The 13,235-nt window shown below is 73.2% G+C and carries 10 protein-coding genes; 4 read left to right on the top strand and 6 right to left on the bottom strand.

Features of this window, described 5'->3' with window-relative positions:
• Positions 1-26 precede the first annotated feature (26 nt).
• Positions 27-1,028, bottom strand: coding sequence for a glycosyltransferase family 2 protein (locus tag ACIP2X_RS00050; protein WP_401665292.1), 1,002 nt, complete (start codon positions 1,026-1,028; stop codon positions 27-29).
• A 197-nt stretch (positions 1,029-1,225) separates the two neighbouring features.
• On the opposite strand from ACIP2X_RS00050, the gene ACIP2X_RS00045 reads away from it, so the two are divergent.
• Both ACIP2X_RS00045 and ACIP2X_RS00040 read left to right on the top strand, forming a co-directional pair.
• A complete protein-coding gene (locus ACIP2X_RS00045) occupies positions 1,226-1,993 on the top strand; it encodes a polysaccharide deacetylase family protein (RefSeq protein WP_401668741.1) in 768 nt (255 codons plus the stop codon).
• Between the two features lie 67 nt (positions 1,994-2,060).
• Entirely contained in the window at positions 2,061-2,501 is a 441-nt protein-coding gene (locus ACIP2X_RS00040; RefSeq protein WP_401665289.1) for an SRPBCC family protein, read from the top strand.
• 41 nt (positions 2,502-2,542) lie between these two features.
• Here the strand turns inward: ACIP2X_RS00040 and ACIP2X_RS00035 are convergent, their stop codons facing one another.
• The 5 genes from ACIP2X_RS00035 to ACIP2X_RS00015 form a co-directional block, all read right to left on the bottom strand.
• Positions 2,543-3,697, bottom strand: a complete 1,155-nt coding sequence (locus ACIP2X_RS00035) for an XdhC family protein (RefSeq protein WP_401665286.1) — start codon at positions 3,695-3,697, stop codon at positions 2,543-2,545.
• Between the two features lie 50 nt (positions 3,698-3,747).
• Positions 3,748-5,205, bottom strand: coding sequence for an NCS2 family permease (locus ACIP2X_RS00030; RefSeq protein WP_401665284.1), 1,458 nt, complete (start codon positions 5,203-5,205; stop codon positions 3,748-3,750).
• Between the two features lie 204 nt (positions 5,206-5,409).
• The gene (locus tag ACIP2X_RS00025; RefSeq protein ID WP_401665282.1) at positions 5,410-7,794 is read right to left on the bottom strand and encodes a xanthine dehydrogenase family protein molybdopterin-binding subunit; all 2,385 of its coding nucleotides are present in this window, start codon (positions 7,792-7,794) and stop codon (positions 5,410-5,412) included.
• A 1-nt stretch (position 7,795) separates the two neighbouring features.
• Positions 7,796-8,377 carry a (2Fe-2S)-binding protein gene (locus tag ACIP2X_RS00020; RefSeq protein WP_401665279.1) on the bottom strand — a complete coding sequence of 194 codons (582 nt, stop codon included), beginning with the start codon at positions 8,375-8,377 and terminating at the stop codon, positions 7,796-7,798.
• Positions 8,377-9,267 (bottom strand): FAD binding domain-containing protein, encoded by an 891-nt coding sequence (locus tag ACIP2X_RS00015; RefSeq protein WP_401665277.1) that lies wholly within the window; start codon positions 9,265-9,267, stop codon positions 8,377-8,379. The genes ACIP2X_RS00020 and ACIP2X_RS00015 overlap by 1 nt, the downstream gene beginning before the upstream one ends.
• A gap of 365 nt (positions 9,268-9,632) precedes the next feature.
• Here ACIP2X_RS00015 and ACIP2X_RS00010 point away from each other — a divergent pair, with 365 nt between their 5' ends.
• Both ACIP2X_RS00010 and ACIP2X_RS00005 read left to right on the top strand, forming a co-directional pair.
• Positions 9,633-11,306, top strand: coding sequence for a PucR family transcriptional regulator (locus ACIP2X_RS00010; protein ID WP_401665275.1), 1,674 nt, complete (start codon positions 9,633-9,635; stop codon positions 11,304-11,306).
• A 143-nt stretch (positions 11,307-11,449) separates the two neighbouring features.
• Entirely contained in the window at positions 11,450-12,217 is a 768-nt protein-coding gene (locus ACIP2X_RS00005) for a hypothetical protein (protein WP_401665273.1), read from the top strand.
• Positions 12,218-13,235: the final 1,018 nt, after the last annotated feature.

The following is a 13,235-nucleotide window of genomic DNA, read 5'->3' as shown; positions in this document are numbered from 1 at the left end:
TGAGGATCCGGCTCGGAGGATCCGGCTCACAAGGCCGCCTCGCGCCAGGGGCGGACGCCTCGGTGCCGCCACAGTCCGCCGAGCCAGTACCAGGTGGCGGCCGGGGGGATGAGCACGCTGGTCGCCAGCAGGGTGGTCACCTCGTCCCGGGTGCGCGGGCCGGGCGCGATGCGGGCCCAGGCGTACTCGGCGGTGCCCGCGGCCCAGAAGGCCGCGGCGACGGCCGCCGCCGTACGCCACCGGGCCGCCGCGAGCACGCAGGCCGTCGCGCCCGCCGCGGTCACGGCGAGGTGGCTGCGGATCCGGCCTCGCCGCGCGGCCGCCTTGTACCACCACCCGGCGCCGTGCAGGCGCAGCATCAGCGCGTCGTCGGCCTGCCCGCGCTGGGCGGCCAGCGAGGCCCAGCGGCCGGCCGGGGGCACCGGGTGCCGGGTGGTGCGCCGCCCCTGCCGTATGCCCCATCCGGAGTCCAGCAGCCGCAGCGCCAGGTCGACGTCCTCGCGGTGGGCGCGCAGGAAGCGTTCGTCGAAACCCCGGGCCTGCTTGAGGGCCTCGGTGCGGTAGGCCATGTCGACGGTGCCCCAGCGGGCCCGCGCCCGTGCCACCGTCTCGCGCTCCCCGTCGGTGGGGCGGTGGCGGGCCGGCAGCGGCACGGCGATCACGCCCTGCACGCCCGCCGTGTCGGGGCTCGCGGCGGCCAGGTCCCGGGTGATCTGCTCGCACCAGTACGGCCCGACCTGCGCGTCCTCGTCCAGGAAGGCGACCCAGGGGGAGGCGACGGCGCGCAGGCCGGTGTTGCGGGCGGCGGCGGGTCCGAGACCGCCGCCGTACAGCACGGTCGTACGGTCGCGCAGATCGCCCAGGACGTGCATCGGGTGCTCCAGCGCCACCGGGTCCGGGTCGGGCCGGTCGTCGACCAGGACGATCTCCCGCGGGCGGGGGCCGATGGCGGCGGCGAGCGCGCCGAGGCAGTCGGCCAGGGTGTCACGGGCGAGCGTGGGGATCACCACGGCGTAGGCGGTGGTCATGTGTGCCCGGGTGCCAGTGTGCGGCCGGCTCAAACCCGTACGGGAGCACTCCGGGCGCGCCCGGGACGCTCGTCCGTCGTCCGCGTGACCCACTATGCACTCCGTCTATACACGCGATGTATAGTCGCGCCATGCCCTCACGACCTGCCGTCCGGCGCGGAATACGCGCGCTCTCACCGACCGAGCCGACCGGGAAGATGCGAAGACGGGGGATCTCGTTCCGTGGCGCCGCCGCTTTCCTGGCGGCCCTGTGCCTGGCGCCCGTCCTGTCGGGCTGCACCACCCTGGAGACCACCGCTCCCAGCGCGGTCCGCGCCGAGGCCGCCTCCGCCGCGAAGGCCGCCGTGTTCGGCAGCGTCGACTGCCGGCGGGCCAAGTGCGTCGCGCTCACGTTCGACGCGGGCCCCAGCGAGAACTCTCCTCGCCTGCTCGACATCCTGAAGGAGAAGCAGGTCCCGGCGACCTTCTTCCTGCTCGGCAAGCGGCACATCGAGAAGTTCCCGGAGCTGGTGCGGCGGATGGCCGACGAGGGCCACGAGGTGGCCAGCCACACCTGGGACCACAAGATCCTCACCGAGCTGGAGCCGGACGAGATACGGGAGGAACTCCGGCGCCCCAACGAGGAGATAGAGCGGCTCACCGGCCGCCGCCCCACCCTCATGCGCCCGCCGCAGGGCCGTACGGACGACACCGTGCACGAGATCTGCCGCGAACTCGGCCTGTCCGAGGTCCTGTGGAGCGTGACCGCCAAGGACTACACGACCGAGGACTCCGATCTGATCCGCCGGCGCGTGCTGGCGCAGACGGAGCGCGACGGCATCATCCTGCTGCACGACATCTACGACGGCACCGTGCCGGCCGTGCCGGGCATCATCGACGCGCTGAAGGAGCGCGGATACGTCTTCGTGACGGTCCCTCAACTGCTCGCCCCCGGAAGGGCCGAACCCGGCCAGGTGTACCGCTAGGGCCTGTGCGGCGGGCCCTGGGCCTGTCGGGCTCGGGCCGGGCGGGCATCCCGCTTAGGATCCCCGCGTGGCGACCTTCCTGCTCGAACGCACGGCTCCTCTGCCCCTGCCCGAGGCCTGGCGCCGGCTCACCGACTGGCCCCGGCACGGTGACGTCGTCCCGCTGACCCGCGTCACCGTGCTCACCCCCGGACCGACACGCGAGGGCACGGAGTTCGTGGCCCGCTCGGGCGTCGGGCCGCTCACCTTCGACGACCGGATGGAGGTCACCGTCTGGCAGCCGCCCGGCGACGACACCCCGGGCCGGTGCCGGCTGGAGAAGCGCGGGCGGGTGATGCGCGGCTGGGCGGAGATCGAGGTCCGCCCCGGACCGGGCGGGCGCGCGCACGTCGTCTGGCGCGAGGAACTGCGCGTGCGCATGCTGCCGTCCTTCCTCGACGGCACCGTGGAGCGCGCGTCCCGCCTGGTGTTCGGCCGGGCGGCGAACCGCCTGCTGCGCGGGCGGTGACCGGCGGCGCCCCGAAGTGGCCCCGGCCCTGAGCAGCCCGCTCAGGCCACCGACCCGATGCGTCCCGCCGGGGCCGACGGGTTGTCGTGGTGGATCGGGGTGTGCGCGCCGGTCAGCGAGACGCCGCTGCCGCCCCGCCGGCCCGCGACGATCTCGGCGGCGATGGACAGCGCCGTCTCCTCCGGCGTCCGCGCGCCGAGGTCGAGGCCGATCGGCGAGCGCAGACGGGCCAGCTCCAGGTCGGTGACACCGACCTCGCGCAGCCGCCTGTCGCGGTCGAGGTGGGTACGGCGGGAGCCCATGGCGCCGACGTAGGCCACCGGCAGCCGCAGCGCGAGCCGGAGCAGGGGTACGTCGAACTTGGCGTCGTGGGTGAGCACGCACAGGACCGTGCGGGCGTCGACGCCGGTGCGCTCCAGGTAGGTGTGGGGCCACTCGACGACGATGTCGTCGGCGTCGGGGAAGCGGGTCGGCGTCGCGAACACGGGCCGGGCGTCGCACACCGTGACGTGGTAGCCGAGGAACTTGCCGACGCGGACCAGTGCCGAGGCGAAGTCGATGGCACCGAAGACGATCATGCGGGGGGCGGGGACCGAGGACTCGACCAGGACCGTGAGCGGCGTACCGCACCGGGAGCCCTGCTCACCGATCTCCAGGGTGCCGGTGCGGCCCGCGTCCAGGAAGGCGCCCGCCTCGGCCGCGACGGTGCGGTCCAGCTCGGGATGGGCGCCGAAGCCACCGTCGTAGGACCCGTCGGGGCGGACCAGCAGCGCGCGGCCGCCCGTCAGCTCGCCGGGGCCGGAGACGATCCGGGCCACCGCGGCCGGCTCGCGCCGGGCCGCCGTGGCCACCGCGGCCGCGACCACCGGCCGGACGGGATCGGCCGCCCGGACCGGGGTGACCAGGATGTCGATGACGCCGCCGCAGGTCAGGCCGACCGCGAAGGCGTCGTCGTCGCTGTAGCCGAAGCGCTCCAGGACCGGCTCCCCGTCCCGCAGCGCCTGTTGGCACAGTTCGTAGACGGCGCCCTCCACACAGCCGCCGGAGACCGATCCGATCGCCGTGCCGTCGGCGTCCACCGCGAGGGCGGCGCCGGGCCGGCGCGGGGCGCTGCCCCCCACGGCCACCACGGTGGCCACGGCGAAGTCGCGTCCCTGCTCGACCCACCTGTGCAGCTCGTCGGCGATGTCCAGCATCTGTCGTTCTCCTCAAACGGTCGGGTGAAGGGCGGGCGCCTCGGCCGCACCTAGTGGACGCCCATCCAGCTCTCGATGGGGTGGAGCGCGAAGAACACCACGAAGATCACCGTCAGGGCCCACATGAAGGCCCCGATCTCGCGCGCCTTGCCCTGCGCGGTCTTGATGGCGACGTACGAGACGACGCCCGCGGCGACACCCGCGGTGATCGAGTACGTGAACGGCATGATCACGACGGTCAGGAAGACCGGGATCGCGGTGGCCCGGTCGGACCAGTCGACGTGCCGGGCGTTCATCATCATCATGGCGCCGATCACCACCAGGGCGGCGGCCGCGACCTCGCCCGGCACGATCGCCGTCAACGGCGTGAAGAACAGGCACGCCGCGAAGAACAGGCCGGTGACGACGGACGACAGGCCCGTTCTGGCCCCTTCGCCGACCCCGGTCGCCGACTCCACGAACACGGTCTGCCCGGAGGCGCCGGAGACACCGCCGATCGCGCCGCCCGCGCCGTCGATGAACAGCGCCTTGGACAGGCCCGGCATCCGGCCCTTGTCGTCGGCGAGCTTGGCCTCGGTACCGACGCCGATGATGGTGGCCATCGCGTCGAAGAAGCCGGCCAGCACCAGGGTGAAGACGATCATGCCGACGGTCATCGCGCCGACCTCGCCCCAGCCGCCGAACTCGACGTCGCCGAAGGCGGAGAAGTCGGGCATGGAGACCGCGCCGCCGCTCAGTTCGGGCGCGCCGCCGGCCCACTGCCCGGGGTCGATCACCTCGGCCGCGTTGAGGGCCACGGCGATCACGGTGCCGGCCACGATGCCGATCAGGATGGCGCCCGGGACGCCGCGCGCCTGGAGCATGAAGATCGCCAGCAGGGTCACCGCGAAGAGCAGCACCGGCCAGCCGGCCAGCTCGCCCGTGGGGCCGAGGACGACGGGGGTGCTCTCGCCCTGGTGCACGAAGCCGGCCTTGTAGAAGCCGATCAGTGCGACGAAGAGCCCGATGCCCATGGTGATCGCGTGCTTCAGGGGCAGCGGGATCGCGTTCATGATCATCTCACGCAGGCCGGTGACGACCAGCAGCATGATGACCACGCCGTACATCACGCACATGCCCATCGCCTGGCCCCAGGTCATCTGGGGTGCGACCTGGGAGGCGAGGACTCCGGAGACGGAGAGGCCCGCGGCGAGCGCGAGGGGAACCTTGCCGACGAAACCCATCAGCAGCGTGGTGAGTGCCGCCGCGAACGCGGTCGCGGTGATCAGGGCCTTCTGGCCGAGCGTGTCCCCCGCCGTGTCCTTGCCGGACAGGATCAGGGGGTTGAGGAGGAGGATGTACGCCATCGCCATGAAGGTGGTGACGCCGCCGCGCACCTCACGCGCGACCGTGGATCCCCGGTGGGATATGTGGAAGTACCGGTCGAGCCAAGAGCGTCCGGCCGGGACGCGGGTTCCTCCACCCGCGTCCTGCGAGACGGTCTTGGGCTCCAGTGACTGCTGGGTCATGTGGGCCTACTCCCAAGGTTCAAAGGGGCACCCGCATGCGACCGCCGTGGCGGCTGCGGGATTTGGGAAGGTGCTTCGGCCGCACGACCCGGAGGACGGCCGGGACGAACGATTCGGATCGGTTCCGGGCACCGCGAGCGGAGCGGTGTCCGGGGCTCCGGGCGACGCGGAGTGTGTGACGTTCCGTGCGCCGCCCGGAGAGTCTTACGCGGTGCCGGTCAGGTGCTCGGGGCGGACCGGCGTCCTGTTCAGCTCCAGGCCCGTCGCCGCGCGGATCGCCGCGAGGACCGCCGGGGTGGAGGACAGGGTCGGGGCCTCGCCGATACCGCGCAGCCCGTACGGGGCGTGGTCGTCGGCGAGTTCGAGGACGTCGACCGGAATGGTCGGCGTGTCGAGGATGGTCGGGATCAGGTAGTCCGTGAAGGAGGGGTTTCGCACCTTCGCGGTCTTCGGGTCGACGACGATCTCCTCCATGACCGCCACACCCAGTCCCTGGGTCGTACCGCCCTGGATCTGGCCGATGACGGACAGCGGGTTCAGCGCCTTGCCGACGTCCTGGGCGCAGGCCAGTTCGATCACCTTGACCAGGCCGAGCTCGGTGTCGACCTCGACGACGGCGCGGTGCGCGGCGAAGGAGTACTGGACGTGGCCGTTGCCCTGGCCGGTGCGCAGGTCGAAGGCCTCGGTCGGCCGGTGCCGCCACTCCTCCTCGACCTCGACGGACTCGTCCTCCAGCACGTCGACCAGGTCGGCCAGCACCTCACCGCCGTCGGTGACGACCTTGCCGCCCTCCAGCAGCAACTCGGCGGTGGCCCAGGCCGGGTGGTAGGAGCCGAACTTGCGGCGCCCGATCTCCAGCACCTTCTCGCGCACCAGCTCGCAGGAGTTCTTGACGGCGCCCCCGGTGACGTACGTCTGCCGCGAGGCGGACGTCGAGCCGGCGCTGCCCACCTGGGTGTCGGCCGGGTGGATGGTCACCTGCGCCACGCCCAGCTCGGTGCGGGCGATCTGCGCGTGGACGGTGACGCCGCCCTGGCCGACCTCCGCCATGGCGGTGTGCACGGTCGCGACGGGCTCGCCGCCGACGACCTCCATGCGCACCTTGGCGGTGGAGTAGTCGTCGAATCCCTCGGAGAAGCCGACGTTCTTGATGCCGACCGCGTAGCCGACACCGCGGACGACGCCCTCGCCGTGCGTGGTGTTGGACAGGCCGCCGGGCAGCTGGCGCACGTCGGCGCCCTCGCTGGACTCCCACTGGCGCTCCGGCGGCATCGGCATCTTCCGTACCCGGCGCAGGAGTTCGGCGACGGGTGCCGGCGAGTCGACCGGCTGGCCGGTCGGCAGGAGGGTGCCCTGTTCCATGGCGTTGAGCTGCCGGAACTCCACCGGGTCCATACCGAGCTTCGCGGCGAGCTTGTCCATCTGCGCCTCGTAGGCGAAGCACGCCTGGACGGCGCCGAAGCCGCGCATGGCGCCGCAGGGCGGGTTGTTGGTGTAGAGGGCGACGGCCTCGATGTCGACGTCCTCGACGACGTACGGTCCGACCGACAGGGACGAGGCGTTGCCCACGACCGCCGGGGAGGCGGACGCGTAGGCGCCGCCGTCCAGGACGATGCGGCACTTCATGTGGGTGAGCTTGCCGTCCTTGGTGGCGCCGTGCTCGTAGTACAGCTTGGCCGGGTGGCGGTGCACATGCCCGAAGAAGGACTCGAACCGGTTGTAGACGATCTTCACCGGCTTGCCCGTGCGCAGCGCCAGCAGACAGGCGTGGATCTGCATCGACAGGTCCTCGCGGCCGCCGAACGCGCCGCCTACGCCCGCCAGGGTCATCCGCACCTTGTCCTCGGGCAGGCCGAGCACGGGCGCGATCTGGCGCAGGTCGGAGTGGAGCCACTGGGTGGCGATGTAGAGGTGGACGCCGCCGTCCTCCTCGGGGACGGCGAGGCCGGACTCGGGGCCGAGGAAGGCCTGGTCCTGCATGCCGAAGGTGTACTCGCCCCGGACGATCACGTCCGCCCTGCGGGCGGCCGCGTCCGCGTCGCCGCGCACGATGGGCTGGCGGTGCACGATGTTGGGGTGCGGGACATGGCCTGCGTGGTGGTCGTCGCGGCCCTCGTGGAGGAGGATCGCGTCGGGCGCGGTCGCGGAGGCCTCGTCGGTGATGACGGGCAGCTCGCGGTACTCGACCTTGATCTTGGCGGCGGCGCGGCGGGCCGTCTCGGGGTGGTCGGCGGCGACGATCGCGACCGGCTCACCGTGGTGGCGCACCCTGCCGTGCGCGAGGACCGGGGTGTCCTGGATCTCCAGGCCGTAGTTCTTCACCTCGGTGGGCAGGTCGTCGTAGGTGAGCACGGCGTACACGCCCGCCGTCGCGAGCGCCTCGGAGGTGTCGATCGACACGATCTCGGCGTGCGCGACCGTGGAGCGCAGGATCTGGCCCCACAGCATGTCCTCGTGCCACATGTCGGACGAGTACGCGAACTCGCCGGTGACCTTCAGGGTGCCGTCCGGGCGCAGTGTGGACTCGCCGATGCCGCCCTTGGTCTGCGAGCCCTGCGTGATCTTCGTAGGAGCGCCGTTGGCCGGCATCTCAGACCCCCTCGGACTGACGGGCGGCCGCCAGGCGGACCGCGTCCATGATCTTCTCGTAGCCGGTGCAGCGGCACAGGTTGCCCGAGAGCGCCTCGCGGATGTCCGCGTCGGACGGGTTCGGGTTGCTCTCCAGCATCTCGTCGGCGGCGACCAGCAGGCCGGGCGTGCAGAAACCGCACTGGACCGCGCCGGCGTCGATGAACGCCTGCTGGACCGGGGAGAGTTCGCCGCCCTCGCCGGTCTGCGAGTCGGTGCCCTTGGCCTGCCAGCCCTTCGCCTCGTCAAGCGAGGTGCCGCACGCGCCGGTGGCGCAGCCGCCCGCGGCCCGCTGCTTGGCGAAGTCGGCGAGGCCCTCGACGGTGACGACCTCGCGGCCCTCGGCCTGTCCGGCGGCGACCAGGCAGGAACACACCGGCACACCGTCCAGGCGGACCGTGCAGGAGCCGCACTCGCCCTGCTCGCAGGCGTTCTTGGACCCCGGCAGGCCGAGCCGCTCGCGCAGCACGTACAGCAGGGACTCGCCCTCCCACACGTCGTCGGCTTCCTGCGGACGGCCGTTGACCGTGAAATTGACGCGCATTACGCGGCTCCCTCCGTGCGTGCGGCGGTGCCGCGGTACGACTCCCAGGTCCAGGTCAGGGTCCGGCGGGCCATGACGCCCACCGCGTGCCGGCGGTAGCCGGCCGTGCCCCGCACGTCGTCGATCGGGTTGCAGGCGCCGGAGCACAGCTCCGCGAACTGCTTGGCGACCGACGGGGTGATGATCTTTCCGTTGTCCCAGAAGCCGCCCTCTTCGAGCGCCGCGTTCAGGAACTCCTCCGCGGCCTTGGCCCGGACCGGGGTGGGGGCGGCGGAGCCGATGCCGGTGCGCACCGTCCGCGTCCGGGGGTGCAGCGCGAGCCCGAAGGCGCACACGGCGATGACCATGGCGTTGCGGGTGCCCACCTTCGAGTACTGCTGGGGGCCGTCCGCCTTCTTCACGTGTACGGCGCGGATCAGCTCGTCGGCGGCGAGCGCGTTGCGCTTCACTCCGGTGTAGAACTCGTCGATCGGGATGCGCCGGGAGCCCCGGACGGACTCCACCTCGACCTCGGCGCCGGCGGCGAGGAGGGCGGGGTGGGCGTCACCGGCCGGGGAGGCGGTGCCGAGGTTGCCGCCGACGCCGCCGCGGTTGCGGATCTGCGGCGAGGCCACGGTGTGCGAGGCAAGGGCCAGACCGGGCAGCTCGGCGCGCAGGTGCTCCATGATCCGGGAGTACGGGACGGAGGCACCCAGTCGCACGGAGTCCTCGCCGACCTCCCACTCGCAGAGGTCGCCGATGCGGTTGAGGTCCATGAGGTACTCGGGCCGACGGTGGTCGAAGTTGATCTCGACCATCACATCGGTGCCACCCGCAATCGGCACAGCGGTGGGGTGCTCGGCCTTCGCGGCGAGCGCCTCCTCCCAGCTGGCGGGGCGAAGGAAGTCCATGACCGGCTCTCTTCTTCGTCTCGTGAGTCGTACAGATTGAGCCAATCCGTGTGCGGCGGGCCCGGCTCGTTCATGTGCTGTTAACGCGGATTGACGTCAGTACACAGCCCCTTGCTCCAACGGGGTCAGTCACCGAAACCATGAAGGAGTTGGCTGGCCAGTGCGGGCATCTTGTAGATTCGTATGAACAGAGGTCATCAGCAACCTCCTGGATTTCCTGGGGAAACGTCCGGCACAGCCGTCGTGACCTGGGGCACAGCACGGGAGACGGCGAGCACCGCTCAACCGCCCACCGCGCGGGCCGCCCATCCGAGGCCCGTCAAGATCCATCGTAGTTTTCGAGACAAAGAACGGCGGCGACGAGAATGCGGCTGCGCGCACTGCTGGACACCGACGCGCTGGGCCTCAGGCTGCTCGGCGGCGAGGACGAGCTGGACCGCACCGTGCGGGGCGTGATGACCACGGACCTGCGCGACCCCAGCCGCTACCTCTCCGGCGGTGAACTGGTGCTGACGGGCCTCGCCTGGCGCCGGGACGCGGCCGACTCCGAGCCCTTCGTACGGCTCCTGGCGCAGGCGGGCGTCGCGGCCCTCGCGGCCGGTGAGGCGGAGCTCGGCGACGTGCCCGACGACCTGGTCGCCGCGTGCGCCCGGCACCGCCTCCCGCTGTTCGCCGTGCACGAGTCGGTGGCCTTCGCCACGATCACCGAGCACGTCGTACGGCAGGTCTCGGGCGAGCGCGCCGGGGACCTCGCCGCGGTGGTCGACCGGCACCGCCGGATGATGACCTCCGGCCCGGCGGGCGGCGGCCCCGACGTCGTGCTCGACCTCCTCGGCTCTGACCTGGACCTGCGCGCCTGGGTGCTGTCGCCCACCGGCCGCCTCATCGCGGGCTCCAAGGTCGGCGGGCCCACACGGCCCCCCGAGGCCTGCGCGAAGCTGGCCGCCGAGCACCTGGCGGCCGCCCGCACCGGCCGCCGCGGCCCGCACCGCCTGATCCTCGGCACCACCACGTACTCCGTCTTCCCCGTCCGCAGCAGCGGCCGCGCCCCGCAGGCCTCCCGGGACGTCCGCGAGACGGTCCTGTCGGACTGGCTGCTCGCCGTGGAGGCGGACGCCGGCGACTGGGCGGAGGAGCGCCTGGACCTGCTGCACGGCGTCACCCAGCTGATCGCGGTCGAACGCGACCGCCGCGACGCCGCCCGAACGGTCCGCCGCCGGCTGGCCCAGGAGGTCCTGGAGCTCGTCCAGACGGGCGCCGCGCCCGCCGAGATCGCGGCCCGCCTGCGCGTGGCCGCGCCGGTCCTGCTGCCGGGCCTCGGCGCCGCCCCGCACTGGCAGGTGGTCGTGGCCCGCGTCGAGTGGGAGGGCTCCGAGATCGAGGCGGGACCGGTGGCCCAGTCCCTGCTGGAGGAGATCCTCGTCGACCCGGCGGCCACCGGCCCCGAGCCGTCCGACCGCATCGCCGTCGCCCACACGGGCGACGAGGCGATCGCCCTGGTCCCCCTTCCGGCGGTCTCCGCGGAGCACGACGGCTCCGAGACCGGCGTGCTCGCGGACGCCCTGCTCGCCTCCGTACGGGACCCCCTCTCGGCCGGCCTGGACGGCGACGGGCGGGTGACCCTCGGTGTCAGCGCGGCCGTCCACTCGGCGGAGGGCCTGCGCGGCGCCCTGGAGGAGGCCCGGCACGCCCGCCGGGTGGCCGCGGCACGCACCGGGCGGGTCTGCGCGGCGGGGCACCAGGAGCTGGCGTCGCACGTCCTGCTGCTGCCCTTCGTCCCCGACGACGTGCGCCGCGCCTTCACGGCCCGGCTCCTGGACCCCTTGCGCGACTACGACCGCCGCCACCGCGCCGAGCTGATCCCGACCCTGGAGGCGTTCCTGGAGAGCGACGGCTCCTGGACCCGCTGCGCCTCCCGGCTCCACCTGCACGTCAACACGCTGCGCTACCGGGTCGGCCGCATCGAGCAGTTGACGAGTCGCGACCTTTCCCGCCTGGAGGACAAGCTGGACTTCTTCCTCGCGCTGCGCATGAGCTGAAACCTGAAGGGCCGAGGACTCCCACGACTTTGTGAAATCCTTCACCCACCCTCTTGGCCGGGCAGCTGAATTGGTGTTGAAATGCGGCCACCACTCAACAGCTCGATGGCGTGCTCGGGGAGGGCAACGTGGCGCATACCGCCATGTCTGGTTCTGGAACGACCTCTGACGACGATCCCCTCCAGACCGCGGTATGGAGGCTGCGCTCACGGGCCTGCTGGGCCGACGCGGCCGCCCTGCTGACCCCGGCCACGCCGGCGACCGCGCTGCAGCGCGCCGCGCTGCTGGTCGAACGGTGTCTGTACACCGAACGGGGCTGGGAGGAGGCGGAAGACGCCCTGCGCACGGCCGAGGCCCTCGCCCTCACCGACGAGGAACGGGGCGCGGCGGCCTGCGAGCGGGGGCAGCTCGCCTACGCGGCCACCCTGCACACGGTCCGGGACCGCGCCGACGAGGCCCGCGCGGCTCTCGGCCGCGCGGCCGCCCTGATCCCTCCGGGCACCCCCGGACGCCCCCTGCTGGACTTCCGGCGCGGCCTGCTCGCCGAGAACCTCGCCCACTCCCCCCAGTCCGCCCAGGCCGCCTACCGCCGCGCCCACGCGGGCGCCACGGCCCACGCCAACACCCTTTTGCTCTCCTTCACCTGGCGCCACCTCGCCGGACTGGCCCTCCGGGAGGGCGACCTGGCCGAGGCCCGCCACGGCTTCGCCGAGTCCCTGCGGATCCGCGAGGAACTGGGCTACCTCGTCGGCACGGCCCCCGCACTGGCCTCCCTGGCCGACACGGAACCCGAACCGGAGGCCTCCCGCCTCCGCGAGGAGGCCCGCCGCCTCTACCGCCTCCTGGGCGGCGTCCCCACCTGGCTGGCAGCCCACCTCACCCCACCCACCCCGGACGCCGCAACAGCCTGACCCCCACCCCGACACAAACAAACAGCGACAAGGCCCGGCCGCGCCCGGGCCGCCGGAGGGGCACCACGTGCGCCCTGCCGGGCGTCGGCCGCACGACACCGCACCCCCGTACGACGGCAGCGGCACCAGACACACGCAGGCGCACCGGTGTGACCTGTCCGGGCGTTGGGGGCCGGCTCGCTCCGCGGTGGGCGCATGGCGCCGCGCCGGCGTACGGCGGCAGGAGACGGGCTCGCCGGGTGGCGGACACACGCAGGCGCACCGCCTGTGGCCTGTCCGGACGTCGGGCACGGGCAGCCGCCCGACGGACGGGAACCGGCTCACCCCGCCGCGGGCGCATGAACCCGCAACCGCCCACGACGGGAAGAGGCCCGCTCAACGCGGCGTTGGGCGCATGGCGCCGCAGCCGCCCACGGCGGAAGGAGACGGGCTCGCCGGGTGGCGGACACACCCAGGCGCACCGCCTGTGGCCTGACCGGACGTCGGGCACGCGGCGCGGCAACCGCCGACGGATGGGGACCGGCTCACCCCCGCCGTAGGCGCATGGACCGGCAGCCGCCCGCGGCGGGAAGAGGCCCGCTCAGCGCGGCGTTGGGCGCATGGCGCCGCAGCCGCCCACGGCGGAAGGAGACGGGCTCGCCGGGTGGCGGACACACGCAGGCGCACCGCCTGTGGCCTGTCCGGTCGTCGGGCACGGGCAGCCGCCCGACGGACGGGAACGGGCTCACCCCGCCGCGGGCGCATGAACCCGCAGCCCCGCCCGCGGCGGGAAGAGGCCGCTCGCTCCGGCGTCAGTCGTACGGCGCCGCAGCCGCGTACGGCGGGAAGAGGCCCGCCGCTTCGGCGTCAGTCGTATTGCGCCGCAGCCGCGTACGGCGGCAAGAGGCCCGCTCGCTCCGGCGTCAGTCACACGGAGCCGCGGTCGCCCGCGGCGGGAAGGGGGTGGGTCGGGGGGTGTCCGCCCGCAGCGGTTGGCGCGTCAACACGGGTGAGTTGGTGAGTGACCGATTCCGCGCCG

Source organism: Streptomyces sp. NPDC089424 (assembly GCF_044749345.1).
Taxonomy (GTDB): domain Bacteria; phylum Actinomycetota; class Actinomycetes; order Streptomycetales; family Streptomycetaceae; genus Streptomyces.
This window is presented reverse-complemented; position numbering and strand designations above follow the sequence as displayed.